Origin of the sequence: Streptomyces sp. NRRL S-646 (genome assembly GCF_000720765.1) — a bacterium.
Classification (GTDB): domain Bacteria; phylum Actinomycetota; class Actinomycetes; order Streptomycetales; family Streptomycetaceae; genus Streptomyces.
Map to the genome: position 1 here is coordinate 56,335 of NZ_JODC01000005.1, position 26,612 is coordinate 82,946.

Below are 26,612 nucleotides of genomic sequence, written 5' to 3' on the forward strand. Positions count from 1 at the left end.
TTAAGGGGCGCGGGGAACTGCGCGAACAGCCACAACGTACCGGCAGGTGAAAACGCGCCGGTGAAGCTCTCAGATGCCAAGTGCAGCGCCATGCACCGCTTTGACCAGCCGCTCGTTCTCCGGTGCCGCGCCACCCGGGAAGGCGATGCGCCGCCGGGTGTAGCCGTACGCCAGGCCGCTGCGCGGGTCCGCGAACGCCTGGGAGCCGCCCGCTCCGGCGTGCCCGAAGGCCCCGGCGCCCAGGAACAGGTACCAGGCCTCGCCCGTCGCCTGGAAGCCGAGGCCGAAGGCCCGCTGGGCGCGGGCCACCAGGTCGTACCCGGCCGAGTGGACCTGCCCGACCTCGGCGACGGTGTCCGGCTTCAGCAGCGGCGGCCGCCCCGCCACCTCGCTGATCGCCGCCGCGTACATCCCGGCGAGCCCGCGCGCCGCGGCGACTCCGCCCGCCGACGCCGGGCCCTTGGCGCGCACGGTACGGGAGTTGGCGTGGCCGACCAGATCCCCCGGCTCGGGCACATGCGTGTTGAACGCGATCGAGGCGAGCGTGTGCGGCCCTCTCGGCGTCGCGTCCAGGAAGGCCTGCTGCTTCGCCGTCGGGGCCATCGGCTGCACGGACCGGAAGCGGGGCTCCAGCGCCTCGGGCAGCCCCAGGAAGAAGTCCAGCCCGTACGGGGCCCGCACCCGCTCCTCGTAGATCTCCTGGAGGGTGTGGCCCGTGGCCCGCCGCACCACCTCTCCGGCGAGCGCGCCGATGACGAGCGCGTGGTAGCCGAACGCCGTGCCCGGGCGCCAGAACGGCCGCTGGTCGGCGAGCCGTTCGGCGATCGCGCGGTCGTCGGCCAGCTCGTCCTCGCTGAACCCGGCGTCGAGCCCGATCAGCCCGGCGCGATGGGTGACCAGGTCCCGCAGCGTCAGCGTCGCCTTGCCCTCGGTCCCGAACTCCGGCCAGTAGTACGTCACTTTGCGGTCCAGCTCGAGCGTGCCGTCCTGCACGAGGAGCGCGACGACCAGATGGGCGGCGCCCTTGGTCGACGAGAAGACGCCGTAGAGGGACTCGGCGTCGTTGCCGTCCCCGGCCCACAGGTCGACGACCTTGCGGCCGTGCACATACGCGCACAACTGGCCTTCGTAGTCGGGTAGTTCCCCCGCAACGAACGCGGCGAACTCCTCACGCACTGCCTCGAAGCCGTCCGCGACGGTGCCGTGGATCTGCTGCGTCATCCGTTCTCCTCAAGCTCGGCCGCTGGGCGAGGGGGCGATCAGTGCAGGTCGCGCCAGGGCGGTTCGCGTGGTGCCCACGTGTACCTCCTCCTGGGCTTCCTGAGATCGATACGGCGAGATGTACCCGTTCGACTCAACCCCAACAAGAGGTAGTTCATGTCACGGATGCCCCGTTTGGCGCATCGTGGGTGGGCCGGAAGGGGCGACGCGGTCCGTCGGATGGGGGCATGCTGAGGGGCGACCGTCGGCACACAGGCTCCAGCCGAGGAGAGCCCATGGCAACGATCCCCTCGCTCCCCAGCAGGGACGACGTGCTGCGCATGGCACGCAACACCACCGACATCACCGGCCAGCTCCTGGACACGGCCGGGAACATCACCCGGATCGCGATGAACACCTTCGACCCGCGGGACGGCTCGGGCGCGGAGGTGCTGCGCGTGCTCCGCGAGACCACCGCGGAACTGGCCGAGGCGAGCGCGTCGCCGCAGGCGCAGGAGGCGTTCTACCGGATCGTCGACACCCTGACCCGGCTGGGCACGAGCGGGGCGCCGCTCGCCGTGCACCCGGTGAGCGAACCGGCGCAGGCACTGCTGACGGCGATCGGCGACAGCCTCCTGCCGGTGCTGGACGCGGTCGAGCCGGCCGTGGAGGAGTTCGCGGACGCCCTCGGCGACCTGGTCGAGGCGACCTCCCCCCTGCTGCCCGCGGCGGCGGGCGTGGCCGCGGGAGCACTTCTCGCGGTGACGCCGGTACTCCGGGCAGCAGCAGACGTCCTGCGCGAGTCCTCCCCCGAACTCCGCCGCGTCGCCGACGCGTTGACCGCAGCCCTCGCCCCACTGATGCCCCTCCAGGTCGCCCTCGCAGAACGCGCCGCAGCCGCCGGAGCAGGCGTGGTCCGAGCAACCCTGCCCCCACTGGCCGACCTCGCGGAAGCAGCGGCGGCAACGACGAAGGCGGCACGACCGGTACTGATCGCGGGCGAGGAGATGCTGGTGTCCGGCTTCGAGCAGCTCCAGCCCCTGCTGCTGGCCGCGGCATCCCGGGCGGGCCGGGTGGCACGGGCGGCGGCGGTACGGGTGAGTGCGGCCGTTTCGCCGGCGGCGGAGCGGGGCGTTGTGGTCGCAGTCTCAACACCGTGAGCTGCAGCCCAGATCCACCCCCCACCCCCTCCCCGATAAAATTCCCCCCATGCGAGATCTCGGGGCGGGCTTCACCTACCTACTCAAGGGCCAACGATGGGTGGCCGGCCACGGCAAGCAGTACGGCTTCGGCCTGCTGCCAGGCCTGATAACCCTCGTCCTCTACATAGCGGCGCTGACCACCCTCGCCCTGTGGGGCGAAGACGCCGTCACCTGGGCAACACCCTTCGCCAACGACTGGTCCAGCCCCTGGCAAGGCATCTTCCGAGGCTTCCTCACCGCAGTACTCTTCGCCCTGGCTCTGCTCCTGGCCGTCCTCACCTTCACCGCGGTGACGCTGCTCATGGGCCAGCCCTTCTACGAGAACCTCTCCGAGAAGGTCGACCGTGACGTCTCCCCGGACGGCACCGCCCCGGAGTCCGGCCTCCCCCTCTGGCGCGAACTGTGGATCTCGGCCCGCGACAGCCTCCGTATCCTCGTGCGGGCACTGCTCTGGGGCGTCCTGCTCTTCGCCCTCGGCTTCCTCCCGCTCGTCGGCCAGACCGTCGTCCCGGTGATCGGCTTCTTCGTTACGGGGTTCTTCCTCACGGAGGAACTCACCGCGGTGGCCCTCCAGCGCCGCGGCGTCGAACTACGTGCCCGCCTCACCCTGCTCCGCTCCCGCAAGACCCTGGTGTGGGGCTTCGGCACCCCGCTGGGCCTGGCCTTCCTGGTGCCGTTCGTCGCGGTGTTCCTGATGCCGGGCGCGGTCGCCGGCGCGACGCTGCTGGCGCGGGAGCTGCTGGGCGAGGAGACCGAGGAGGGTGGCGACGACACCACCGCGGACCCCGAGCCGGAAGACGTCACCCAGCAGTCGTGGCATTGACCGCCACGGTCAGGATCGCCCGTACCTGAGCGATGATGTCCTGCCGGTTCTGCAGGAACTGCGGGTCCGTGACCGTCCCGGTCGCCGGATCGGTGTTGCCCGTGCCGAACTGCAGCACCGGCGTGTGCACATGGCCGCCGGGCAGGGTGCCGTGCAGCCCGAGACGGTCCCGCAGCAGGGTGGCCCGGTAGGCGATCTCGTTGGAGAGGTAGTTGCCCCCGCCGCCGGCCCGCGCGGTCGAGCCGGGAGTCGGCCCGTCCGGCCGTACCACCGCATCCGTGCCGCCCGCCGGGATCTCGGTCACCTCCGTGTGGTCGTAGACGGGGAAGCGCCCCGTGTTCGCGGCCACGATCTCCTTGTAGGGCAGAGTGGTCGTCGTCCACTGCGGCTGTGAGGCGGGATCCGTGACCGGGACGGTCTCCGTCCGGCTGATGTTGTCGTTGTCGGGGAACCCGCCCCGCCAGGCCCCGTTGGTCCGCTCCACGTCGAACCGCCCGACCCGCCCCTGGCTCACGGTCGTGAACAGGTCCACCTTCTTCAGATACGGCCGCAGCGTCCGCTCCACCGTGCCTCCCCCAGTGCCAAAAGCCTGGGAGGTGCCCCCAGCGAAGTCCTGCCAGCGCACCGGGAACACGACGGTCTCGACCCGCGCCGGTCCGTGCGCCGTCTGGATCACCGTTCCGTCGAGCGCGAGCGCGGTGGCCCCGGAAGGGTTGGAGATCCGGATGTCCCGGTCCAGCGTGAAGGGATCGAAACCGGTGACGAGCACGCGCCTCAGGCCCTTGCCATGCGGCGGGTAGCGGACGTCGGTCTGCCCGCGCGAGGTGCGCTCCAACGCATCGATCAGCGCCGCCCGTTGCTGGTCGCTCAGCCCGAACTCCGGCTCCCAGGTGCGCACTTCCCGGGTCATCCCGAGCCGCGCCCAGTACAGCGGCCGGTCGTCGTCCCGGGCCAGGTCCCCGCCCGCCGGACCACGCCCCTGCGCCCGGTCCACGGCCCGCCGCCACAGCGCCGACCCCTCGTGTACGAGGATGCGGCGGGCCTGCGCATAGGAACGGGCCCCCTCCAGTGCGCGGCTGAGCCCGGGTGCCACGTCGTCGAAGCCGGACCGTTCGAGGATCTCCTGCGGTACGGCCTTGTCGAGCCGCTGTTCCTCCACGGTGGGGGAGGGGACCGTCCCGGCGGCGGTCGCCGTGGTGGGGGCCGCGAACCCGGTCAGCAGCGCCAGTCCGAGTACACCGATCCGAACACGTATGGAATTCAAGGGAGTTCAGGTCCTTCCGTCGCCGTCGTGGGGGAGCGTGGTGCGGACGGCCGCAGTATCGCGTGACGGAAGTGGTCCACGCCATGGGGTGGGGCTCAAGTGGCCGGGATACGAGCCACCGCCTCCCGCAGCGCCCCGACGAACGCCTCCACGGCCGGCGTCAGGGCCCGCCCCCGCGCCGTCGCCGCGTACACCGCCCGGGCCGGAGCCCCCTCGTCGATAACCGGCAGCAGCGCGATGTCCGGGCGCACGGACTCGGCGGCGAGGGCGGGGACCAGGGTGACTCCGAGTCCTGCGGCGACATACCCCTGCTTGGCGGTCCACTCGCCGACGACGTGCGTCACGCGCGGGCGGAACCCCTGGCGCAGGGCGGCGTCCAGGAGGGTGCCCTCGGGGCGGGAGCTGCCGGAGATCCAGTCGGCCTCGGCGAGTTGACCGAGCCGTACCGGGCCCTCGTGGGCGGCCAGTGGGTGGTCGGCCGGGACGGCGACGTACAGCGACTCGTCGAGGAGGTGGTGGAGTTCGTACGACTCCAGGGGCGCACGCCCGGTCGTCGAGACGACCGCCAGGTCCAGATGGCCCGCGGCCAGCCGGTCCAGGAGGCCGGGCGTGAGGCCCTCCTCGCGGGAGAGCCGGACCCGGGGGTGGCGGGCGCGGAACGCGGCCAGGGCGTGCGGCACCAGCGCCGCGTCGGCCGTCGCGAACGCCCCGAACCGCAGCCGCCCGCCCGCCACTTCACGCAGGGCCGCCAGTTCGCGCGCGGCGCCGTGCAGTGTCTCGGCGACCGTCTCCGCGTGCGGGACGAGCACCCGGCCGGCCTCCGTGAGCCGTACGCCGCGCGGCAGCCGGTCGAAGAGCGGGGCCCCGCCGAGCGCTGCCTCCAGCGAGGAGATCTGCCGTGACACCGCCGACTGCGTCCACCCGAGCGCCCGCGCGGCCACGGTGAACGAACCGTGCCGGGCGACCACCAGGAACACCCGCAGCCAGACGGTGGAGAGGTCCGGTACCGGTACACCTGCTGCGGGATGCTGTTTCGGCATGGCAGCCATGCTAGACATTCGCTTGTCGCATCGCATGGGGCGGCCTAGCGTCGACGGCATGCCGCAGACCGATCAGACAGAGCGCACCGATCAGATCGCATTCCTGGGCCTGGGGCACATGGGTGCCCCCATGGCCCGCCGACTCCTCGCCGCAGGGCACCCGTTGACCGTCTGGAACCGCACCGCCGCCAAGGCCGCACCGCTGGTCGCCGAGGGAGCCGTGCTGGCCGCGTCGCCGGCTGACGCAGTGCGGGAGGCCGACGTGGTGATCACGATGCTCGCCGACCCGGCCGCGCTCGACGCGATCGCCGACGAGGTCGTGCCCGCACTGCGCCCCGGCACCCGCTGGATCGAGATGTCGACCGTCGGCCCGGACGCCGTACGCGAACTCGCCGTCAGGGCGGGAGAGTCGGTCACCCTCGTCGACGCCCCGGTCATGGGAAGCACCGACCGGGCGGCCGCCGGTGAGCTGGGCATCCTCGCCGGCGGCGACACGGCCGGCGTCGAGCACGTCCTGGCCCGCCTCGGCACCGTCACCCGCACCGGCGGCCCCGGCTCCGCCGCTGCCCTCAAGCTCGTCCTCAACTCGGCCGTCATCGGCGGCGTGGCCCTGGTCGCCGAGGCGCTGCGGCTGGCCGACGCCCTGGGCGTGGACGGCGACACCGCGCGCACCGCCCTCGCGAACAGCCCGCTGGGCGGAGCCGTCGCCCGCGCCTTCGCGCAAGGCGTGCACTTCGGTACCGCCCTCGCGGTCAAGGACCTGGCGCTGGCGACGAAGGCGGCCGAACTGCCCGCCATGGAAGCCGCGTTGGACCACTACCGCCGGGCCGCCGCCGACCCCGCCCTCGCGAATGCGGACCTCTCCCGTGCCGCCGCCCGCATCCGAACCGTCTGAAGGAGCCCCGTGAAGGTCACTCTCGACAACCCGGCCGACGCCCCACAGCCCGCCGGCCCCTACTACTCCCAGGTCGCCCGCGTCGAACACCATGACGGCAGCGCCCTGTTGTTCGTCTCCGGCCAGATCGCCGAGGGCGTCACCCTCGCCGAGCAGACACGCGGCATCTTCGAGGGGCTCGACGCCCTGCTCCGCGCCCACGGTGCGACCCTGGCCGACGTCATCAACATCCGCTCGTATCTGACCGACATCGGCGAGCTGCAGGAATACGGCTCCGTACGGCGGGAGTTCCTCACCGGGACGCCGCCGACGAGCATGACCTTCGAGGCGTCGCGGCTGTTCCGGCCCGAGGCGCGGATCGAGATCGAGGTCGTCGCCGCCGTGCCCGCCCCGGAGTGATCCGTTCCGGGCGATACTGCCGCCCATGAAAGCAATCAAGGCAGCGAACCTCGGCGTCCTGTTCCTCATCGAACTCGGCGCCCTCGCGGCCGTCTCCTACTGGGGTTTCACCCGGGACGTGGCCACCTGGCTCGCCTGGCTGCTCGGCCTCGGCGCCCCGGCCCTGCTGATCGTGCTGTGGGCGCTGTTCGGCTCCCAGAAGGCGTCGTACAAGACCCGCGGAGCGGTCCGTGTCGGCTTCGAACTGCTCTGGTTCGGGGCCGGCGTGGCCGCGCTGTTCGCCGCCGGAGCCATGGCCTGGGCGCTCGCCTTCGCCGCCGTGTGCGCCGTGAGCAAGACGCTCGCCGTCATCTGGCGCCAGTAGCAGGGGAGTTCAGACTTCCTCACCCAGCAGCGCCAGGAAATCCCGAAACGCCCCCGGCATGTCCACCGACTCCGGGTCCAGCAGCCACTGGTACTGCAAACCGTCCATCACGGCCACCAGCAGCGGAGCCGTCCTCTCCGGCGTAAGCCCGTTCGGCAGCCGCTCCCCGTACTCCGCACGCAACACCGCCGCCATGCTCTCCCGCACCTGCCGGTACCGGTCGGTGAAGTACGCCCGCGCCGGATGCCCCTCCGTCACGCTCTCGCCCAGCAGCGCCGAGAAGGTCTGGATGATGCCGGGCCGCATGGCGTTGTACTCGACCAGCGAGGCCAGCAGATCCACCCGCCACTGCGTGGCCGGCACGGCATCCCACTGGTCCCGGTCCTTCAGGACGGCGACCAGCAGCGCGTCCTTGGTCGGGAAGTAGTGCAGCAGCCCCTGCTGGGTGAGCCCGACACGCTCCGCGACCGCGGCCAGGGACGCGCCCCGGTACCCGCGCTCGGCGATCACCTCCAGCGCCGCCCGCACGATCTCCGCGCGCCGCTCCTCGCTTCTGACCCTGGCGTTCATGGCGTCACCGTACGGCATCACCGAACAGTAAATATTACGGGACGATAACGAAACCTACCGTGTTACAGGTAGCGGGTGCACGATGACCCCCAGGACATGACTCGACGAGGAGGCCCCGATGGCGGGAACCACTGACACCTCTCCGGCCGACCAGGCGCGCGAGGCCGCCGTCGAGGCGGCGCTGGGCAAGCTGGACCTGGACGCGAAGGCCCGGCTGCTGTCCGGGCAGGACGTGTGGTCGCTGCCCGCGCTGCCGGAGATCGGGCTCGAGTCCCTCGTCATGTCCGACGGCCCGATCGGGGTGCGGGGCGTGCGCTGGACCGCCGACGACCCCTCCATCGCCCTGCCCTCCCCGACCGCCCTCGCCGCCACCTGGGACCCGGGACTGGCCCGCCGCGCCGGCACCCTGCTCGCCCAGGAGGCCCGGCGCAAGGGCGTGCACGTGCTGCTCGCGCCGACGGTCAATCTGCACCGCTCGCCGCTCGGCGGGCGGCACTTCGAGGCGTACAGCGAGGACCCGTATCTGACGGGACGCATCGGCGCCGGATACGTCACCGGCGTACAGGAAGGCGGCGTCGGCACCACCGTCAAGCACTTCGTCGCCAACGACGCCGAGACCGACCGCTTCACCGTCAACAACCTGGTGAGCGAGCGGGCGCTGCGCGAGCTGTACCTCGCGCCCTTCGAGATCATCGTCGCCGAGGCCCGCCCTTGGGGCATCATGACCGCCTACAACACGGTCAACGGGACGACGATGACCGAACACGCCCGTCTCGTGAACGGCGTGCTGCGCGGCGAGTGGGGCTTCGACGGTTACAACGTCTCCGACTGGATGGCCGCCCGCTCGACGGTCGCCGCCATCAAGGGCGGCCTGGACGTGGCCATGCCGGGCCCGCAGACCGTCTACGGTCCCGCGCTCGCCCAGGCCGTGCGGGACGGCGAGGTCGAGGAGGCCACGGTCGACGCGGCCGTCCGCAACGTCCTGCGGCTCGCCGCCCGGGTCGGCGCCCTGGAGTCCGCCGAGCCCGCCGTGACCGAGCTGCCCGCGACCGTGGACGGCGAGACGCTGGCCCGCGAGATCGCCCGCCGCTCCTTCGTTCTGGTCCGCAACGAGAACGACGCCCTCCCGCTCAGGCCCGGCACCGTCGCCCTCATCGGCGCCGCCGCCCGCGACGCCCGTGTCCTGGGCGGCGGTTCGGCCACCGTCTTCCCGGACCGGATCGTCTCCCCGCTCGACGGCCTCACCGCCGCCCTCCCCGAGGGCAGCCTCAGCTACGCCGTCGGCGCCGACCCGAACACCGAACTGGCCGTCGCCGACCGGGGCTTCGAGCTGCGCGCGGTGTGCCGGGACGTGGACGGCGAGGTCATCGGCACCCGCGGCGCCCCCAACGGCCAGATCCAGTGGATGGGCGCCGACCTCCCCGAGGGCGTCACCCACGAGAACCTCCACACCGTCGAGCTGACCGGCACCTTTACCCCCCGCGACACCGGCACGCACACCTTCGGGATCAAGGGCACCGGCCCCTTCACCCTCACCGTCGCCGGCACCACGTACTACGACGACGTCCAGCGCCCCGCCGACGACAGCGACCCCTTCGAGGCGTTCTTCGGCGCGCCCGTGCCCCGAGCCGAGGTCGAACTGACCGCGGGTGAACCGGTCGAGGTCTCCCTCCACCACGTGATCGCGCTCCCCGAGGGGACGCCCTTCAAGGTCGTCGCCTTCGCGCTCGCCCACCAGGAACCGCAGCGCGACGCCGACGAGCTGATCGCCGAGGCCGTCGAGGCCGCCCGCGCCGCAGACACCGCCGTCGTCGTGGTCGCCACCACCGACCGCGTCGAGTCGGAGGGCTTCGACCGCAAGGACCTCGCCCTCCCCGGCCGCCAGGACGACCTGGTCCGCGCCGTCGCCGCCGCCAACCCGAACACCGTCGTGGTCGTCAACTCCGGCTCCCCGGTCGAGCTCCCGTGGCGGGACGAGGTCGCCGCGGTCCTGCTCAGCTGGTTCCCCGGCCAGGAGGGCGGCGCGGCCCTCGCGGACGTGCTGACCGGGGCGTACGAGCCGGGTGGCCGCCTGCCCACCACCTGGGGCTCCCTGTCCGACGCCCCGGTCACCCAGGTCGTGCCCGAGGGCGGCGAACTCGCGTACACCGAGGACGTCTTCATCGGCTACCGGGCCTGGGAGAAGCAGGGCCGCACCCCCTCGTACCCCTTCGGCCACGGCCTCGGCTACACCGACTGGACCTACGAGTCCGTCGAGGTCGACGGCACCACCGCCACGATCCGCGTCCGCAACTCCGGCGAGCGCGCGGGCCGGGAGGTCGTGCAGGTCTACCTGGCGCCGACCGAGCCCGGCGCCGACCGCCCGGCACGCCGGCTGGCGGGCTTCGCGGGCGTCGAGGCGGCCCCCGGCGAGACGGTGGAAGCAGTCATCGAGATCCCCCGCCGCGCCTTCGAGGCCTGGGACGAGGCAACCAACTCATGGTCATTTGTGAAGGGTTCGTACGAGATCCAGGTGAGCCGCTCGATCACCGACCGCCGCCTCACCGCGACGATTAACGTCTGATCCGGGACAAGTCTCCCCATGAACAGCCCCGGCCCGGGACCTGACCCCTGGGTCGGGGCGGGTTCGCTCCGCCGGGGTGCGCCGTGATGGGTCGTTTTTCGTCTGCGGGTGCGTTGTGGCTGGTCGCGCCCACGCGGCGGTAGCCGCGAATCGATACAGCCCCGCGCCCCTTCAGGGGCGGATTGCGAAGCCGTACACGGTCTCCGACCGGAACACGCCGCCCGGCCGCAGCACCGTGCCCGGGAAGTCCGGGCGGTTCGGGGAGTCCGGGAAATGCTGGGTTTCCAGCGCGATGCCGGCGCCGGGGGCGAAGGGGGCCGACAGATGGTCCGCGGTGTACACCTGGAGGCCCGGCTCGGTGGTGGCCACGGTCAGGACCCGGCCCGATGCGGGGTCGTGCAGTTCGGCCACCTCACGGGCGGTCTCGGTCACGCCGCCGTCGAGCACGAAGTTGTGGTCGTATCCGGCGCCGACCTTCCGCGCCTGACGGAAGTCGAAGCGCGTGCCCGTCACATCGGCGAGCTCGCCGGTCGGGATCAGGTCGGCGTCGACCGGGGTGTAGCGGGAGGCGGCGAGCCGCAGTTCGTGGCCGCCCGCGCTGCCCGAGCCGCCGAGGTCGAAGTAGCTGTGGTTCGTCAGGTTCACCACGGTCGGCGCGTCCGTCACCGCCTCGTACGCGATGTGCAGTGCGCCGGACTCGTCGAGCGTGTACGTCGCCGAGACCTCCAGCCGCCCCGGGAAGCCCTCCTCACCATGGGCGCTGACCCGGCTCAGCCGCACCCCGTGCGCCCCTTCTCCAAGGGCAGTCACGTCCCACACCCGCTTGTCGAATCCGCGCTCCCCGCCGTGCAGGGAGTTGGGCGGCGTGTTCGGTTCGAGCGCGTACGTCACCCCGTCCAGCGGAAATCGCCCGCCCGCGATCCGGTTGGCGTACCGGCCGATCAGCGCGCCGAAGTACGGCTCCGGGTGCGTGAGATAGCCGTCCAGGTCCGCGAACCCCAGCACCACGTTCCCCGCCCGCCCGTCCCGGTCCGGGATCTCCAGGGACTGAACGATCCCGCCGTACGACAGGATCCGGACCCGCACGCCGGCCCGCTCCAGGGTCCAGCGGTGAACCGGGGTGCCGTCGGAAAGTGTGCCGAAGAGTTCGTTCATGTGCGGAACTTTAGGTCACGGCCCTGTGGCCCCGGATCACAGCTCCTCACGCCTTCTTCCCCGTGACCTTCCGGTAGGCGATCTCCGCCAGCCGCGCCTGCCCGTCCACACTGGGATGGAACCAGTCCCACTGGCTCAACTGGGCCGTGCCGAACCGGTAGTCGTACACCGCGCCCCCGTCGAACCGGCACCGCCGGTCCTTCGCGCAGACCTCCCTGAGCACCGTGTTGTACGCCTCCACCCGCTTCTGCACGGTGTCCCGCCGCAGCGTCGCCGCCGAGTCCAGCGCGTCCGCGTCGCCCAGCATGGAGGGACAGATACCGAGCTTCCACACCTGCTTGCCCAGCGGGTTGGTGCGGCCCTCCGACCACAGCCGCTTCAGGTTCGGCACGCTCGCCACGTACACCTGCGTCTTCGGCAGCGACCTGCGCAGGGTGCCCAGCGCGTCCTCGAAGTCCGCGCGGAAGCTCTCCACCGAGGTCATGGCGGCGGTGCTGGCCCGGCAGGCGTCGTTCGCCCCCGCCATCACCGTCACCAACTGCGGCCTGCGCGTCACCGCCTGCGCCATCTGGCCCGGCAGGTCCGCCATCCGCGCCCCGGTCACCGCGTAGTTCCAGCTGCGCTCGGCGGCCCGCGCCTTCCCCAGCAGCCGTACGGCGAGGCTGTCGACCTTGGCACTGCTGCCGGTCGCCCAGGACACCTCCGGGCAGTCCGACAGGACCGTGCAGGCGTCGAAGCCGCGCGTGATGGAGTCGCCGACCGCCGCGATCGAACGGGGGCTCACGTCCCACGCCGGCGCGGGCTTCGCGCTGTGCGCCTTGGTGCCCGTCGGCCCGGCGGAGTTGCCACCGACGGCGTCGCAGCCGGCGACGCCCAGGACGGCCGCCGCCACGGCGGCGAGAACGGTCCGTGAACGGTGGCTTGGCTTCCGCATACGCCGGTGATCCCCTCGGTGAGTCCGTCTACGTACGGATGTGTCACCCCATAACAACGCGCGAGAGTTCCCGATCCACGCACCATGCAACGGTTCACACCCGTACAAGCGTCCTGCCGGGTGAATGGCGGACGTTTCAGCGCATCGGGACCGACGGTACGTCACACTCCTTGCGCCGCCGCACGGTAGCCTCGCCATCAACGTGGCCGCCCGGCCACGGCCGTCCGCCAGTTCGCCAGATTGTCCTGCTCTGCCCGGAGGTCCCGGTGACGACACGTGGGGTTCTGTACGTGCACTCCGCGCCGCGCGCGCTGTGCCCGCACGTCGAGTGGGCCGTCGCCGGGGTGCTCGGCACACGCGTCAACCTCGACTGGATCCGGCAGCCCGCCGCCCCCGGCACCTGGCGCTCGGAGTTCTCCTGGCAGGGCGAGGTCGGCACGGCGTCCAAGCTCGCCTCGGCGCTGCGCGGCTGGCAACTCCTGCGCTTCGAGGTCACCGCCGAGCCCTGCCCCACCGCGGAGGGCGAACGCTACAGCTGCACCCCCGACCTCGGCATCTTCCACGCCGTCACCGGCATCCACGGCGACATCCTCATCCCCGAGGACCGCCTCCGCGCCGCCCTGGCCCGCTCACAGCAGGGCGAGACGGAACTGGAGTCCGAGATCACCAAGCTGCTCGGAAAGCCGTGGGACGACGAGTTGGAGCCTTTCAGGTACGCGGGCGAGGGCGCTCCGGTGCGCTGGCTGCACCAGGTGGTGTGAACCGCCCTGCTTTTGGTTTTTAGGGGCGCGGGGAACTGCGCGATCAACCCCCACCGGCCGGCAGTCGGCCGACAACAGACAGTAAAACGGCGAATGGCCCGCTCCCAACTGGGAGTACGGGCCATTCGCCGTTCACGGCAATTCTCAGACCGTACGGAACGCCAGCACCACGTTGTGCCCGCCGAACCCGAACGAGTCGTTCAGCGCGGCGATGCGGCCCTCAACAGGCAGCTTGCGGGCCTCGCCGCGGACGATGTCCGCCGCAGCCTCCGCCTCGGGGTCGAGGTTCTCGACATTGATGGTCGGCGGAGCAATCCGGTGGTACAGCGCAAGGATCGTGGCGACGGACTCGACACCGCCCGCACCACCCAGCAGATGACCGGTCATCGACTTGGTGGCCGAGACCGCCATGTGGTCGGCGTCGTCGCCGAACACCTTCCGCAGCGCCTTCAGCTCGGCCACGTCACCGGCCGGCGTGGAGGTGGCGTGCGCGTTGACGTGCACGATCTCCGCCGCGTTCAGGTCGGTGCGCTCCAGCAGGTTCTGCAGGGCGTGCGCGATGCCGCGGCCCTCGGGCTCCGGCTGCACGATGTCGTGGGCGTCGGAGGAGACGCCCTGCCCGACCGCCTCCGCGTAGACGCGGGCACCGCGCTTGGCGGCGTGCTCGGCGGACTCCAGGACGAGGACGCCCGCGCCCTCGCCGAGGACGAAGCCGTCACGGGCGACGTCGTAGGGACGCGAGGCGCCCTGCGGGTCGTCGTTGTTCTTGGACATCGCCATCATGTTGCCGAACGCGGCGATGGGGAGCGGGTGGATGGCCGCCTCGGTGCCACCCGCGACGACGACGTCGGCGCGGCCGGTGCGGATCATCTCGATGGCGTAGCCGATGGCCTCGGCGCCCGACGCGCAGGCGGAGACCGGGGTGTGCACGCCCGCACGGGCGCCCACGAGGAGACCCACGTTGGCGGAGGGGCTGTTCGGCATCAGCATGGGCACGGTGTGCGGGGAGACGCGGCGTACGCCCTTCTCCTTGAGCACGTCGTACTGGTCGAGCAGGGTCGTGACACCGCCGATGCCGGAGGCGATGACGGCGCCGAGACGCTCCGGGTCGATGCTCGCATCGTCACCGGCCTTCTCGGTGAAACCGGCGTCCGCCCAGGCCTCCTTGGCGGCGATCAGCGCGAACTGCGCCGAGCGGTCCAGGCGGCGGGCCTGCGGCCGCGGGATGACCTCGGAAGGCTCCACGGCGACGGGCGCGGCGATACGGACCGCCTGCTCGGCGGCCCACTCCTGCTCCAGGGGCTTCACGCCGGACTTGCCGGCGATCAGGCCCTCCCAGGTAGAGGCTGCGTCGCCACCCAGCGGTGTGGTTGCGCCGATACCGGTGACGACCACGGTGCGATTGGTCGGGCTCACGGGAATTCTTTCTCCAACGGATCGGGATTCAGCGGCGCCACCGCCGGGTGGCGGGGCAATGCAGCCGGGCCTAAAAGGCTCAGGCCTGGTGCTTGAGGATGTAGTTGGTCGCGTCGCCGACCGTCTTGAGGTTCTTGACATCCTCGTCCGGGATCTTGACGTCGAAGCGCTCTTCGGCGGCGACGACGACCTCGACCATGGACAGCGAGTCGACGTCCAGGTCGTCGGTGAAGGACTTGTCCAGCTGGACGTCCTCAACCGGGATGCCGGCGATCTCGTTCACGATGTCGGCGAGACCGGCGACGATCTCTTCCTGAGTGGCGGCCATGTCAGGCGCTCCTTCGTAGTAATCCAGAGGGTGTGGCGCCCGCCGCGTCAGCGGCAGGTGTTGCAGTGCTTTCCGCACCGGATCCGATGATGATCCGGCACGGAGTGCCTAGGGGAGGGTAACGACCGTCGCGGCGTACACGAGACCCGCCCCGAAGCCGATGACGAGCGCGGTGTCGCCGCTCTTCGCCTCACCGGTCGCCAGAAGCCGCTCCATGGCGAGCGGAATCGAGGCGGCCGAGGTGTTGCCGGTGGTGCGTACGTCACGCGCGACCGTGACGTGCTCCGGCAGTTTCAGCGTCTTCACCATCGAGTCGATGATCCGCTCGTTGGCCTGGTGGGGAATGAAGACGTCCAGGTCGTCCGGGGTGATCCCGGCCGCGTCCAGCGCCTGCTGGGCGACCTTCGCCATCTCGAACACGGCCCAGCGGAACACCGCTTGGCCCTCCTGCGTGATCGCAGGGAACTTGGCGACCGAGCCTTCGCGGTAGTCCGTCCACGGCACGGTCTGCTTGATCGTCTCGGACTTGTCGCCCTCCGAGCCCCACACGGTCGGGCCGATCGCCGGCTCCGGGGAGGGGCCGACCACGACCGCGCCCGCACCGTCGCCGAACAGGAAGGCCGTCGCCCGGTCCTCCAGGTCGGTGAGGTCGGACAGCCGCTCCACGCCGATGACGAGGACGTACTCCGCGCTGCCCTCGACGATCATGCCCTTGGCGAGGGTGAGGCCGTAGCCGAAGCCCGCGCAGCCCGCGGAGATGTCGAACGCGGCGGCCTTGTTGGTGCCGAGCTTGTCGGCGATCTCCGTCGCGACGGCGGGGGTCTGCTTGAAGTGCGAGACGGTCGAGACGATCACGCCGCCGATCTGCTCGGCGGAGATCCCGGCGTCGGCGATCGCCTTGCCGGACGCCTCGATCGACATCGCGGCGACGGTCTCCTCGTCGGAGGCCCAGTGCCGGGTCTCGATGCCGGAGCGCGAACGGATCCACTCGTCGGACGAGTCGATCGTTTCGAGGATCACCTCGTTCGGCACGACCCGGGTCGGGCGGTAGCCGCCCACACCGAGGATGCGCGCGTACGGGGCGCCCTTGCTGGGCCTGATCTTCGACATGTTCGTACGGCTCCTTGGGGTCAGGCGTTGGCGTGCTCAGCGATGAGCTCGCGGGCCGCGTCGAGGTCGTCGGGGGTCTTGAGCGCGAGCGTCTTCACACCCGGCAGTGCGCGCTTGGCGAGTCCGACCAGCGTGCCGCCGGGGCAGACCTCGATGAGGGCGGTCGCGCCGAGCTCCTTGAAGGTCTCCATGCACAGGTCCCAGCGGACCGGGTTGGCGACCTGGCCGACCAGTCGCTGAAGCACCTCGGCGCCGGTCGCGACGGCCTGCCCGTCCTTGTTGGACACGTACGTGAACTTCGGGTCGGCGGGGGCCAGTTCGGCGGCGGCCTTCGCCAGCGCGTCGACGGCGGGCGCCATGTGGTGCGTGTGGAAGGCGCCGGCGACCTTCAGCGGGACGACCTTGCGGACGCCCTCGGGCTTGTCCTCGTTCAGCACGGCGAGCTGCTCCAGCGTGCCCGCGGCGACGATCTGGCCCGCGCCGTTCACGTTCGCCGGGGTCAGACCCAGCCTCTCCAGGTGCGCGACCGACACCTCGGGGTCGCCGCCGAGCAGCGCCGACATCCCGGTCTCGGTGATCGCGGCGGCGTCGGCCATGGCCAGACCCCGCTTGCGTACGAGGGTGAGCGCGGAGGTGTCGTCGAGGATGCCCGCGAAGGCGGCGGCGGTGATCTCGCCGACGCTGTGGCCCGCGACTGCGTTCGGCGTGACGGCACCGAGTGCCGCGGCGGACAGGATGCCGGCGGCGACGAGCAGCGGCTGGGCCACGGCGGTGTCGCGGATCTCCTCCGCGTCGGCCTTTGTGCCGTAGTGGGCGAGGTCCAGTCCGATGGCGTCGGACCAGGCGGCGACGCGGTCGGCGGCGCCGGGCAGTTCGAGCCAGGGAGTCAGGAAGCCGGGCGTCTGGGCACCCTGGCCGGGAGCGACGAGTACGAGCACTCTCACACTCTCTCTTGTGGACGGCCAAGGCCGCCCGTGGGGACAGGGACGAAGAACACGAGGGGGTTTTGTGGACCCCCGACAAAAGACTAGGCGGGGAGATCCCCGTCGGCCAGACGCCCCAGGATCAGCGCGATCCGCAGCGTGAAGGCGGAGCGTACATCGGAAGGCGACCAGCCGGTGACGTCAGTCACACGTCGGAGCCGGTAGCGCACGGTGTTCGGGTGAACGAAGAGCATCCGGGCCGCGCCCTCCAGACTGCTCGCCTGCTCGAGATAGACGGAGAGCGTCTCCAGAAGCGCCGAGCCGGCCTCCTCCAGCGGTCTGTAGATCTCCTCCACCAGCTGCTCGCGCGCGCTGGGGTCACCGGCCATCGCGCGCTCCGGCAGCAGATCGTCCGCCAGCACCGGCCGCGGGGCGTCCTGCCAGGCAGAACACGCCTTCAGCCCGGCGGCCGCAGCCTGCGCGGACCGGGTCGCGGCGAGCAGATCGGCCACCACGGGCCCGGCCACCACGGGCCCGGCCGCATACGGCCCGATCAGCGACTTCGCCACGCCGATCGGATTGTCGCTGCCACCGGCGATGACGACGAGCCGGTCCCCGAGCACCCCGGTGAGCACCTGCAGCTTGGCGTGCCGGGCGGCCCGCCGAATCGCCTCCACCGTCAGCTCGGAGTCCCCGTCGGGGGCGGTCCCGAGGACGACACACACATGCTCCGGCGCATTCCATCCCAGGGCGGCGGCCCGGCTCACCGCCCCTTCGTCGGCCTCCCCGCTCAGCACGGCATTGACGACAAGAGACTCGAGCCGAGCGTCCCAGGCACCGCGTGCCTCGGCGGCCTGGGCGTACACCTGGGCGGTGGCGAAGGCGATCTCCCGGGCGTACACGAGCAGCGCCTCGCGCAGCACATTCTCGTCGCCGGGTGCCGCCACCTCGTCGATGGCGGATTCCATGACCTCGATGGTGGTGCGCACCATCTCCACGGTCTGCCGCAGCGTGATCGCCCTGGTCAGCTCGCGGGGCGCGGTCCCGAACACATCCGTCGAGATGGCCTGCGGGGCGTCAGGATGCCGGAACCACTCGGTGAAGGCGGCGATACCGGCCTGGGCGACCAACCCGATCCAGGAACGGTTCTCCGGGGGCATCGCCCGGTACCACGGCAGCGTCTCGTCCATGCGTGCGATGGCCTGCGCGGCGAGAGAACCGGAGGACTTCTCCAGTCGCTTCAGGGTCGCGGCGTGCTGGTGGACGCCGGGCGCGGCGGCTTCGGGCTTGCTCGTTTCGGGTTCGGGCACGGGGACAAGACTGCCTTATCCGGACGGGAGTGTGCGTCGCCGGGTGCAGGCTGAGGGCTACCGTGGAGTTCGTGATGGACGTACGGCGCGCTGCGGAGCGCTATCCAGGGGGCGACCCGGCAGCCGGCATCGAGTCGTGGCACGCCTTCTCCTTCGGCCCGCACTACGACCCCGACAACCTCCGCTTCGGTGCGGTGATCGCCTGCAACGAGGAGCGCCTCGCGCCCGGCGCCGGCTTCGACGAACACCCGCACAGTCACACCGAGATCGTGACGTGGGTGGTCGAGGGCGAACTGACCCACCGCGACTCCGCCGGCCACGAGACGACGGTCCGGCCCGGCGACGTCCAGCGGCTGAGCTCTGCGGCGGGCGTACGGCACGTGGAGCGCAACGACGGCGACCGCCCCCTGACTTTCGTCCAGATGTGGCTGGCCCCCCGCGAGCCCGGCGGCGACCCCGCATACGAGATCGTCCACGGCATCGCCGACTCGACGCCGTACGCGGTCCCTCAGGCGGGCGCGATGCTCCACGTACGGCGCCTGGGTGCGGGGGAGCGGACGGCGGTGCCGGACGGGCGCCACGTCTACGTCCACGTCGTACGCGGCGAAGTACGCCTGGACGGGGAGCATTTCGGTCCCGGCGACGCGGCCAGGATCACGGATGCGAAGGACGTGGAGGCACTGGCCGCGATGGACGCGGAACTGTTGATCTGGGAGATGGTGGGACTTCCCAGCCCGGGCGGGGTTTGATCTTTTCAGCCCGTCCGGCGTTTGAGGACGAGGCCGTTCAGGCCGAAAGCGGGGGTCTGGGGGCGCAGCCCCCAGGGACGGGAAGAGCCCTCAGCCCCGCAGCTCCGAGAGCACCGCGTCCGTGAACACCGGCCACACCTCGACCGCCCAGGGCCCGAAGGCCCGGTCGGTCAGGGCCACGCCCGCCGCTCCCGCATCCGGGTCGATCCACAGGAACGTACCCGACTGCCCGAAGTGCCCGAAGGTCCGCGGAGAGGACGAAGAGCCCGTCCAGTGCGGCGACTTGGAGTCGCGGATCTCGAAGCCGAGACCCCAGTCGTTCGGGTTCTGGTGGCCGTACCCGGGCAGCACACCCTTCGTGCCCGGGTACTGCACCGTCATCGCCTGCGCCACGGTCCGCGGATCCAGCAGCCGCGGCCCCTGCACCTCGGCCGCGAACCGCAGCAGGTCCTCGACCGTCGAGACGCCGTCCTTGGCGGGGGAGCCCTCCAGGGAGGTGCCGGTCATCCCCAGCGGCTCCAGCACCGCCTGCCGCAGATACTCCCCGAACGGAATGTCCGTCGCCTTCGCGATGTGGTCGCCGAGCTGCTCGAACCCGGCGTTGGAGTACAGCCGCCGCTCCCCGGGCGGCGCGGTCACCCGGTGCTCGTCGAACGCGAGCCCCGAGGTGTGCGCCAGCAGATGGCGGACCGTCGAGCCGGGCGGACCAGCCGGTTCGTCGAGCTCGATCGCGCCCTCCTCGTACGCGACGAGGGCGGCGTACGCGGTGAGCGGCTTGGTGACCGAGGCGAGCGGGAAGCGGTGGCCTGCCGGGCCATGGGTGCCGAGGACCGTGCCGTCGCCCCGCACCACGCCCGCCGCGGCGGTGGGAACCGGCCAGTTTTCGATCAGCGCAAGGCTCTTCAGCGACATGCCGCCGAGCCTAAGCGCTCACAGCGTGAGCTCCAGCAACGGGTCGGGCTTGGGCTTGAAACCGAGGGAGACGTACAGCGGCTCCGCGTCCGGGGAGGCGGTGAGGTGCACACGCGCGGCCCCACGCTCCCGGAACCAGTCCAGCAGCACGTCCATGCCCGCGCGCGCGTACCCGCGACGGCGCGCGTCGGGATCGGTCGCCACACTGAAGACGAAGCCGACCGCCCCGTGCGGATCGCCCGCCTTCCCGATCCGGTAGTCGACGGTCCCGGCCACCAGCGCCGCCAGCGCACCCGGCCGCTCCGGATGGTCGACGACGAACGCGGCGAAGTTCCCGTCCGCCTCGCCCAGCCTCTCCCGCAGCCCCGGCAGTGACTGCTCGTGCCAGTCCGTGGCAGGATCCGACCCCGGCAGCGCATCGATCATCACCTGGCGCAGCCGCAGTACTTCCCGCGCGTCCTCGGGCACGGCCCGGCGTACAAGACTCATGTCCCGCACGCTAGTCACCGCCACAGCCCCATGTCCCGCCGTTTTCTTACCGGTTCCGCTTGCTTGGAGTGCACTCGAAGGTCATAGCGTTGAGGGCATGACGGTGATGGAGACCACGCCCACCAGGACCGACAGCTGCGGTGCCCCGCCCCACCCCCATCGGCGCCCCGAAGGCCAGGACAGTTACACGATCAGCGAGGTCGTCGCGTTCACCGGCCTGACCGCGCACACCCTGCGCTGGTACGAGCGCATCGGCCTGATGCCGCACGTGGACCGCTCGCACACGGGCCAGCGCCGCTACAGCAACCGCGACCTCGACTGGCTGGACCTCGTCGGCAAGCTCCGGCTGACCGGGATGCCGGTCGCCGACATGGTGCGGTACGCGGAGCTGGTGCGCGAGGGCGACCACACGTTCGGCGAGCGCTTCGAGCTGCTCGAGCAGACCCGCCGGGACGTGCTGGCCCGGATCGCCGAGCTGCAGGACACCCTCGCGGTGCTCGACCGGAAGATCAGTTTTTACGCGGACGCCGACCGCGCCCGTGCCTACGAGGCGGAGAAGGTGTGATGACGGACAGCAGGATCCCAACCGTACGACTCGGCGCCGACGGCCCCGAGGTCGGCGTACAGGGCCTCGGCTGCATGGGCATGAGCTGGGCGTACGGCCCCTCCGACGCGGAGGAGTCGCGAGCCACCCTGGAGCGGGCACTGGAGCTGGGCGTCACGCTGTACGACACGGCGGAGGGCTACGGCGACGGCGACAACGAGCGTTTCCTGTCGCCGTTCTTCAAGGCGCACCGGGACGAGGTCGTCATCGCGACCAAGTTCGGCGTACGCGTCCCGGCGGGCGACCGCACCAAGCGGGTCATCCGCGGCGACGCCCCGTACGTCCGCCAGGCCGTCGAGGGCAGCCTGCGCCGCCTCGACGTCGACGTCATCGACCTCTACTACATGCACCGGCGCGATGTGAACGTCCCGATCGAGGAGACCGTCGGCGCCATGGCCGAGCTGGTCCGCGAGGGCAAGGTCAAGCACCTCGGCCTCAGCGAGGTCACCGCCGACGAACTGCGCGCCGCGCAGGCCGTGCACCCGATCGCCGCCGTGCAGTCGGAGTGGTCCCTGTTCAGCCGGGACATCGAGGCCAACGTGGTGCCGGCCGCCCGCGAACTGGGCGTGGCCCTGGTCCCCTACTCCCCACTGGGCCGCGGCTTCCTCGCCGGCTCCTTCTCCAACGCACAGAAGGACCTGACCGACGGCGACGTCCGCCGCACGATGCCCCGCTTCCAGGGCGACAACGCGGCCACCAACGCGACCCTCCTCGACCCCATCCGCACAGTGGCCGAGGCCCACAACGCCTCCCCGGCCCAGATCGCCCTGGCCTGGGTCCAGCAGCGGGCGGATGTGCACGGGCTGGCGGTCGCCCAGATCCCGGGCACAACAAAGGTCAGGAGGGTGGAGGAGAACGCAGCGGCGACGGCCGTCGTCCTGACGGAAGAGCAACTGGCTGCGCTGGAGCCGATCGCGGGCAAGGTGGCGGGAACGCGCTACCCGGACATGTCCTTCGCGTCGGCAGGCAGGGAGTAAACCGGGCGCGACCAGCCACACTCAACCCGCACCAGCCAACGAACCGCCGAAGGCTAAAGCTCCGCCAACAGCTCCGCCTTCTTCACGGAGAACTCCTCATCCGTCACCAGCCCCGCCTGATGCAACTCCCCCAGGTGACGGATCCGCTCAGCAATGTCGGCCGGATCGCGCCTCGGCGCACCGGCCGACACCACAGCCGACGGCCCGGCATCCCGCACAGCAGCCAACACCGCCGCAGCAAACGGCAGTGACTCATGCACGGGCCCATACCCCAACCCGAACACCACAGCCGCCGGATCCTGATCCACCTGCACGGCCGACGCAGCCTCCTGCGCAGCACTGCGCAGCAACAACCGCAGATGCCCCTCGAACACCTCCGGCGACCGCCACTCCACCCCGCTCAGCTCGCCGACCGGAAAACTCTGGTCCCCGGCCTTCCACTTCGCCGACGACGCCCCCGTCCAGAACCACCGGAAGTGCACGGTCTTCCCGTCGAAGGACGCCTTCGCGTCATACGCCTTGAACTGCCGGGGCGCCTCGGGCGCGGCCACCAGATACCGCTCGGCAGGCTCCCCGCCCGCGGTCAACAGCGCCCGCAGCTCGTCGGCGTAGTACTCGGCGAGAGCGTCCCGCTCGGCAGGCAGCACCAGCCGGTACGGATCGCACCCTTCCTTCAGCTGCCCCGCCGCCGCCTCCAGCAGGGGATCGGCCCCGGGCCGCACCTCGGCCCGCAGGACGACGGTGCCGCGCTTCCCGGGGGACAGCGTCACCCCGGAGATCGCCTCCAGCGGCACACGACGTTCTCCCAGTGCCTGGAAGAGCTTGGGTGTTCGAATCCCCCGTTCGTAGCGGATGAGCACGGAGTCGGACTCGAACTCCCAGGCGGCATGAAATCCGGCCAGTACGTCACCCATGCGGCTCATCGTATGCATGACCCGGTCCTTCGTCTCCACCCCGCGCAGACCGCAGTTTCTGCGCCTCTACGCGCGTCCGGCCATGGACGCGCCGGACAAACCCTCCCGGCACACGTTCTCCTCGCGTGCGCAGTGCACCGACCGGTACGCGCCAACGCCGATCTCCGCAAAGTTCCGCACGCTCTCCGTGCCCGGCTCGAAATAGCCCGCATGCCCCTTCGCGCCCCGCGCCGACAGCACGCGTGCCCCGAACGCGGCCGACACCGGGTCCGCCCCGTGGCCCAGCCCGCCGAGCTCCAGATACGGCACGTCCTGGACCCAGTCCGTGGCGTCCCGCATCGCCCACACCTGGGCGGTGGTGCGCAGGTGGGAGGCGTTCTCCACGCGCATGCCGGGGCTGGCGGCCACCGCTATGTCGGCCACCCGGCGCGGCAGTCCGGGCGCGGCGATGCCGCACACCACGGAGCCGTAGCTGTGGCAGAACAGTGAGACCGGCGCCTTGCCGGGCAGCCCGCGCAGCATCGCGTTCAGCCGCAGCGAGCCCTCCGCCGCGCGCATCGCCGTCGCCGAGTCGATACCGAGCCCGGCGGGCGCCGTGTAGTCGGCCCAGGCGATCACGGCCGTACGCGTCGTCGGGCTCGCCGCCTGCTCCGCCGCGTACAGCGACTTGGCCATGCCGACGGGCGCCGAGTACGGGCGGTTGGTCTTCTGGAAGGTGAGCAGGTCGGTGTCGACGCCGGGGACGACGACCGACACGCGCTCGGCGCGCTGCAGGTCCCCGAGCACCTCCGCGACCCGCCCCGAGCCCTCGGGGTCGAAGGCGAGGATCTGCCGGCCCTTCTGCAGCAACGACTGGTAGCGGTGCATCCGCCGGCCGGCGTCCTGCTGCCCGACGGGCGAGAGCCGGCTGTCGTGCATACGCCCGAGCTCGACCTTGCGCTGCTCGGTGAGCGCGAGACGGTTGGCGCGGTAGCGCAGCGCGACGGGAGCACCGTTCATGTTGCCGACCGCGAGGGGATAGCGGTGGGCGAGATGGGTGCGCTCCTGAGCGGTGAGCGAGGCGAAGAAGCGGGTGAGGCGCCCGGGGGACGCGTCGGGGTCCGGCAGAGAGCGCCCGTGGATGCGGCCGTGCTCCCAGGAGGAGAGCGAAGCCTGCAGTGGAGTCGCTCCGCGATGGCTGCTCAGGGCCGTCCAGCCGGTCGTCGCCAGCATGACGAACACGACGGCCAGGGCGAGCAGCGCGCGCCAGACGTTCAGTTGCGGGGAGGTGTCGAAGGAAGTCACTGGGAGGACACACTAGGAGAACGAGAGGGTCTCGCGTGAGCTGAGTGACGGGTATCACGTTTCGATAAACGTGGCGATGACCTCAGTGTCTCTCAATGTCCTCGCGATGTGCCTCAGCGTGTTCGCCAGCTCTCCGTGAGTGCGGGGCCCACCTGTTCGAGGTACGAAATCGTCAAGGCGCGCATCGCCTCGACGCTGAAGTCCTCGCCGGTGGACCACTGGCGTTCCGTCACCCGCATCACCCCGCCGAAGACCGCCACGGCAAGGCGCGGCCGCGGGTCGGCGTCCACGTCCAGGCCCTCCCGCTCGGCGAGCATCCGCGCGATCGTGTCCTCCGTCTCCTCGTTGCGCCGCAGATGTGCGGCGAGCAGGACGGGTGTCGACTCGATCACCCGGTACATACGCAGATACAGCTCGACAGGTACGACGGCCTCGATGACCTCGTGGAGCGTGTTCCAGCCCTCCAGGACCGCCTGGCGCAGGGCCTGCATCGGCGCCTCGTCCGCCGGCCGTTCGCGTACGGCCTCGACGAACCGCGCCACCGCCAGCTCCTGCAGGGCGAGCGCGGCCTCCTCCTTGCCGGCGAAGTAGCGGAAGAAGGTGCGCTGTGAGACCTCGACGGCCTCGGCGATGTCGTCGACGGTCGTCGCCTCGTACCCGCGCGTGGTGAACAGTTCGACGGCGGCCCGCAGCAGCGCGTCCCGGGTGCGCTGCTTCTTGCGTTCGCGGAGTGTTTCCATATGCGTCAGTTACTGACTTGTGAATTGGTTTGTCAATTGTCAGTGGCTGTCACTAGCCTCGAACGCATGACTAGTCAGACCACCATCGACACGACGGGGCCGGGGGACAAGGCGTCGGCAGCCCCGTCGGACGTGCCGCAGGCCTCCGGGCTGCGCGGCCACCCGTGGTTCACCCTCATCACCGTCGCCGTCGGGGTCATGATGGTGGCCCTCGACGGCACCATCGTGGCCATCGCCAACCCGGCCATCCAGAAGGACCTCAAGGCGAGCTTCGCCGACGTCCAGTGGATCACCAACGGGTACTTCCTCGCCCTCGCGGTCTCGCTGATCACCGCGGGCAAGCTCGGCGACCGCTTCGGGCACCGCCAGACCTTCCTGATAGGCGTCGTCGGCTTCGCCGCGGCCTCGGGCGCCATCGGTCTGTCCAGCTCCATCGCCGCGGTCGTCACCTTCCGCGTCTTCCAGGGCCTGTTCGGCGCGCTGCTGATGCCGGCCGCGCTCGGCCTGCTGCGCGCGACCTTCCCGGCCGAGAAGCTCAACATGGCCATCGGTATCTGGGGCATGGTCATCGGCGCCTCCACAGCGGGCGGCCCGATCCTCGGCGGCGTCCTGGTCGAGCACGTCAACTGGCAGTCGGTGTTCTTCATCAACGTGCCGGTCGGCGCGATCGCCCTGATCCTGGGCCTGCTGATCCTGCGCGACCACCGCGCGGAAAACGCGCCGCGCTCCTTCGACCTCCTGGGCATCGCCCTGCTCTCCGGCGCGATGTTCTGCCTGGTCTGGGCCCTGATCAAGGCCCCGAGCTGGGGCTGGGGCGACGGCAGGACCTGGACGTTCATAGCCGTCTCGATCGTCGGCTTCGTCCTCTTCTCCTTCTGGGAGACGAAGGTCGAGGAGCCGCTGATCCCGCTCGGCCTGTTCCGCTCGGTAGCGCTGTCCGCGGGTGTCGTGCTGATGGTCCTGATGGCCATCGCGTTCATGGGCGGCCTGTTCTTCGTGACGTTCTACTTGCAGAACGTGCATGGGATGAAGCCGATCGACGCCGGCGAGCACCTGCTCCCGCTCACCGGCATGATGATCGTCGGCTCCCCGCTCGCGGGCGCCCTGATCACCAAGCTGGGCCCGCGCATCCCGCTGGCCGGCGGCATGGCTGCCACCGCGATCGCCATGTACGGCATGTCGACGCTGGAGGCGGACACCGGCAGCGCCGTCATGTCCCTCTGGTTCGCCCTGCTCGGCCTCGGCCTCGCGCCGGTCATGGTCGGCGCCACGGAGGTCATCGTCGGCAACGCGCCCATGGAGCTCTCCGGCGTCGCCGGCGGCCTCCAGCAGGCGGCGATGCAGATCGGCGGCAGCCTGGGTACGGCCGTCCTCGGCGCCGTGATGGCGTCCAAGGTCGACAGCGACCTCGCCGGCAACTGGAAGGACGCCGGCCTCCCCCCGCTCACCCCGACCCAGCTGGGCCAGGCCTCCGAGGCCGTCCAGGTCGGTGTGGCCCCGGTCGCCAAGGGCACCCCGGAGGCGATCGCCGCGAAGATCGCGGACGTCGCGCACGACACGTTCATCTCCGGCATGAGCCTGGCGTCCCTGGTCGCCTGCTCAGTCGCGGTCGTGGCGGTCTTCGTCGCCCTGCTCACCAAGCGCGGCGAGAACGCGGAGGCGGGCGCGGGCGCGGCCCACATCTGA

General features: G+C 71.1%; 27 protein-coding genes. 11 read left to right on the forward strand and 16 right to left on the reverse strand.

Translation table 11 applies throughout. The features are described from left to right. Positions 1 to 69: 69 nt before the first annotated feature. Positions 70 to 1,221 carry an EstA family serine hydrolase gene (locus IH68_RS0110105; protein WP_030931767.1) on the reverse strand — a complete coding sequence of 384 codons (1,152 nt, stop codon included), beginning with the start codon at positions 1,219 to 1,221 and terminating at the stop codon, positions 70 to 72. Between the two features lie 275 nt (positions 1,222 to 1,496). Here IH68_RS0110105 and IH68_RS0110110 point away from each other — a divergent pair, with 275 nt between their 5' ends. Both IH68_RS0110110 and IH68_RS0110115 read left to right on the forward strand, forming a co-directional pair. Beyond that, entirely contained in the window at positions 1,497 to 2,360 is an 864-nt protein-coding gene (locus IH68_RS0110110; protein WP_030931770.1) for a hypothetical protein, read from the forward strand. Between the two features lie 49 nt (positions 2,361 to 2,409). Next, complete coding sequence (locus tag IH68_RS0110115) at positions 2,410 to 3,225, forward strand: EI24 domain-containing protein (protein ID WP_030931774.1); 816 nt, start codon at positions 2,410 to 2,412, stop codon at positions 3,223 to 3,225. Here IH68_RS0110115 and IH68_RS0110120 read toward each other — a convergent pair. Further along, positions 3,203 to 4,489, reverse strand: coding sequence for a hypothetical protein (locus tag IH68_RS0110120; RefSeq protein ID WP_030931777.1), 1,287 nt, complete (start codon positions 4,487 to 4,489; stop codon positions 3,203 to 3,205). The two genes, IH68_RS0110115 and IH68_RS0110120, sit on opposite strands and share 23 nt — an antisense overlap. 95 nt (positions 4,490 to 4,584) lie before the next feature. Next, the gene (locus IH68_RS0110125; protein WP_078912400.1) at positions 4,585 to 5,538 is read right to left on the reverse strand and encodes a LysR family transcriptional regulator; all 954 of its coding nucleotides are present in this window, start codon (positions 5,536 to 5,538) and stop codon (positions 4,585 to 4,587) included. Positions 5,539 to 5,587: 49 nt separating this feature from the next. On the opposite strand from IH68_RS0110125, the gene IH68_RS0110130 reads away from it, so the two are divergent. The 3 genes from IH68_RS0110130 to IH68_RS0110140 are packed head-to-tail and all read left to right on the forward strand — an operon-like array spanning position 5,588 to position 7,187. After that, positions 5,588 to 6,424: an NAD(P)-dependent oxidoreductase gene (locus IH68_RS0110130; RefSeq protein WP_030931782.1), complete on the forward strand. Its 837-nt coding sequence runs from the start codon at positions 5,588 to 5,590 to the stop codon at positions 6,422 to 6,424. 9 nt (positions 6,425 to 6,433) lie between these two features. After that, positions 6,434 to 6,823 carry a RidA family protein gene (locus tag IH68_RS0110135; RefSeq protein WP_030931785.1) on the forward strand — a complete coding sequence of 130 codons (390 nt, stop codon included), beginning with the start codon at positions 6,434 to 6,436 and terminating at the stop codon, positions 6,821 to 6,823. A gap of 25 nt (positions 6,824 to 6,848) precedes the next feature. Further along, positions 6,849 to 7,187, forward strand: a complete 339-nt coding sequence (locus IH68_RS0110140) for a YrdB family protein (RefSeq protein ID WP_030931788.1) — start codon at positions 6,849 to 6,851, stop codon at positions 7,185 to 7,187. Between the two features lie 9 nt (positions 7,188 to 7,196). On the opposite strand, the gene IH68_RS0110145 is transcribed toward IH68_RS0110140, so the two are convergent. Beyond that, on the reverse strand, positions 7,197 to 7,775 hold the full coding sequence (locus IH68_RS0110145; RefSeq protein WP_030931791.1) for a TetR/AcrR family transcriptional regulator: 579 nt from the start codon (positions 7,773 to 7,775) through the stop codon (positions 7,197 to 7,199). 100 nt (positions 7,776 to 7,875) lie between these two features. Here IH68_RS0110145 and IH68_RS0110150 point away from each other — a divergent pair, with 100 nt between their 5' ends. Further along, a complete protein-coding gene (locus tag IH68_RS0110150) occupies positions 7,876 to 10,320 on the forward strand; it encodes a beta-glucosidase family protein (protein ID WP_030931794.1) in 2,445 nt (814 codons plus the stop codon). Positions 10,321 to 10,491: 171 nt separating this feature from the next. On the opposite strand, the gene IH68_RS0110155 is transcribed toward IH68_RS0110150, so the two are convergent. Together IH68_RS0110155 and IH68_RS0110160 are read right to left on the reverse strand one after the other, a co-directional pair. Beyond that, complete coding sequence (locus IH68_RS0110155; RefSeq protein ID WP_030931797.1) at positions 10,492 to 11,475, reverse strand: aldose epimerase family protein; 984 nt, start codon at positions 11,473 to 11,475, stop codon at positions 10,492 to 10,494. Between the two features lie 46 nt (positions 11,476 to 11,521). Beyond that, a complete protein-coding gene (locus tag IH68_RS0110160; RefSeq protein ID WP_030931800.1) occupies positions 11,522 to 12,409 on the reverse strand; it encodes an SGNH/GDSL hydrolase family protein in 888 nt (295 codons plus the stop codon). A 266-nt stretch (positions 12,410 to 12,675) separates the two neighbouring features. On the opposite strand from IH68_RS0110160, the gene IH68_RS0110165 reads away from it, so the two are divergent. Continuing rightward, positions 12,676 to 13,170, forward strand: coding sequence for a DUF3145 domain-containing protein (locus IH68_RS0110165; RefSeq protein ID WP_030931803.1), 495 nt, complete (start codon positions 12,676 to 12,678; stop codon positions 13,168 to 13,170). A gap of 144 nt (positions 13,171 to 13,314) precedes the next feature. Here the strand turns inward: IH68_RS0110165 and fabF are convergent, their stop codons facing one another. The 5 genes from fabF to IH68_RS0110190 all read right to left on the reverse strand — a co-directional run bounded on the left by fabF (position 13,315) and on the right by IH68_RS0110190 (position 18,257). Next, the gene (gene fabF / locus IH68_RS0110170; protein WP_030931806.1) at positions 13,315 to 14,586 is read right to left on the reverse strand and encodes a beta-ketoacyl-ACP synthase II; all 1,272 of its coding nucleotides are present in this window, start codon (positions 14,584 to 14,586) and stop codon (positions 13,315 to 13,317) included. A gap of 79 nt (positions 14,587 to 14,665) precedes the next feature. Beyond that, complete coding sequence (locus IH68_RS0110175) at positions 14,666 to 14,914, reverse strand: acyl carrier protein (protein WP_030931809.1); 249 nt, start codon at positions 14,912 to 14,914, stop codon at positions 14,666 to 14,668. Positions 14,915 to 15,022: 108 nt separating this feature from the next. After that, a complete protein-coding gene (locus IH68_RS0110180; protein WP_030931812.1) occupies positions 15,023 to 16,024 on the reverse strand; it encodes a ketoacyl-ACP synthase III in 1,002 nt (333 codons plus the stop codon). Between the two features lie 20 nt (positions 16,025 to 16,044). Beyond that, the gene (locus IH68_RS0110185) at positions 16,045 to 16,962 is read right to left on the reverse strand and encodes an ACP S-malonyltransferase (RefSeq protein WP_030931815.1); all 918 of its coding nucleotides are present in this window, start codon (positions 16,960 to 16,962) and stop codon (positions 16,045 to 16,047) included. A gap of 89 nt (positions 16,963 to 17,051) precedes the next feature. Continuing rightward, positions 17,052 to 18,257, reverse strand: a complete 1,206-nt coding sequence (locus IH68_RS0110190; protein ID WP_030931818.1) for a PucR family transcriptional regulator — start codon at positions 18,255 to 18,257, stop codon at positions 17,052 to 17,054. Positions 18,258 to 18,331: 74 nt separating this feature from the next. Here IH68_RS0110190 and IH68_RS0110195 point away from each other — a divergent pair, with 74 nt between their 5' ends. Next, entirely contained in the window at positions 18,332 to 19,006 is a 675-nt protein-coding gene (locus tag IH68_RS0110195; protein WP_107057450.1) for a pirin family protein, read from the forward strand. A gap of 90 nt (positions 19,007 to 19,096) precedes the next feature. Here IH68_RS0110195 and IH68_RS0110200 read toward each other — a convergent pair whose 3' ends face one another. Both IH68_RS0110200 and IH68_RS0110205 read right to left on the reverse strand, forming a co-directional pair. Next, positions 19,097 to 19,918 carry a serine hydrolase domain-containing protein gene (locus IH68_RS0110200; RefSeq protein ID WP_030931825.1) on the reverse strand — a complete coding sequence of 274 codons (822 nt, stop codon included), beginning with the start codon at positions 19,916 to 19,918 and terminating at the stop codon, positions 19,097 to 19,099. Positions 19,919 to 19,936: 18 nt separating this feature from the next. Continuing rightward, on the reverse strand, positions 19,937 to 20,407 hold the full coding sequence (locus IH68_RS0110205; RefSeq protein WP_030931827.1) for a GNAT family N-acetyltransferase: 471 nt from the start codon (positions 20,405 to 20,407) through the stop codon (positions 19,937 to 19,939). Between the two features lie 97 nt (positions 20,408 to 20,504). On the opposite strand from IH68_RS0110205, the gene IH68_RS0110210 reads away from it, so the two are divergent. Together IH68_RS0110210 and IH68_RS0110215 are read left to right on the forward strand one after the other, a co-directional pair. After that, positions 20,505 to 20,972, forward strand: coding sequence for a MerR family transcriptional regulator (locus tag IH68_RS0110210; protein WP_030931829.1), 468 nt, complete (start codon positions 20,505 to 20,507; stop codon positions 20,970 to 20,972). Continuing rightward, positions 20,972 to 21,988 (forward strand): aldo/keto reductase, encoded by a 1,017-nt coding sequence (locus IH68_RS0110215; RefSeq protein WP_030931834.1) that lies wholly within the window; start codon positions 20,972 to 20,974, stop codon positions 21,986 to 21,988. Before IH68_RS0110210 ends, IH68_RS0110215 begins: the two co-directional genes overlap by 1 nt. Before the next feature lie 53 nt (positions 21,989 to 22,041). Here IH68_RS0110215 and IH68_RS0110220 read toward each other — a convergent pair whose 3' ends face one another. The 3 genes from IH68_RS0110220 to IH68_RS0110230 form a co-directional block, all read right to left on the reverse strand. Further along, positions 22,042 to 22,911, reverse strand: coding sequence for a DUF4429 domain-containing protein (locus IH68_RS0110220; protein WP_030931835.1), 870 nt, complete (start codon positions 22,909 to 22,911; stop codon positions 22,042 to 22,044). A gap of 57 nt (positions 22,912 to 22,968) precedes the next feature. Continuing rightward, positions 22,969 to 24,186 carry an alpha/beta hydrolase gene (locus IH68_RS0110225; protein ID WP_030931836.1) on the reverse strand — a complete coding sequence of 406 codons (1,218 nt, stop codon included), beginning with the start codon at positions 24,184 to 24,186 and terminating at the stop codon, positions 22,969 to 22,971. Between the two features lie 113 nt (positions 24,187 to 24,299). Then, positions 24,300 to 24,926 carry a TetR family transcriptional regulator gene (locus tag IH68_RS0110230; RefSeq protein WP_030931837.1) on the reverse strand — a complete coding sequence of 209 codons (627 nt, stop codon included), beginning with the start codon at positions 24,924 to 24,926 and terminating at the stop codon, positions 24,300 to 24,302. Positions 24,927 to 24,992: 66 nt separating this feature from the next. Here IH68_RS0110230 and IH68_RS0110235 point away from each other — a divergent pair, with 66 nt between their 5' ends. Continuing rightward, a complete protein-coding gene (locus tag IH68_RS0110235) occupies positions 24,993 to 26,612 on the forward strand; it encodes an MFS transporter (RefSeq protein WP_030931839.1) in 1,620 nt (539 codons plus the stop codon).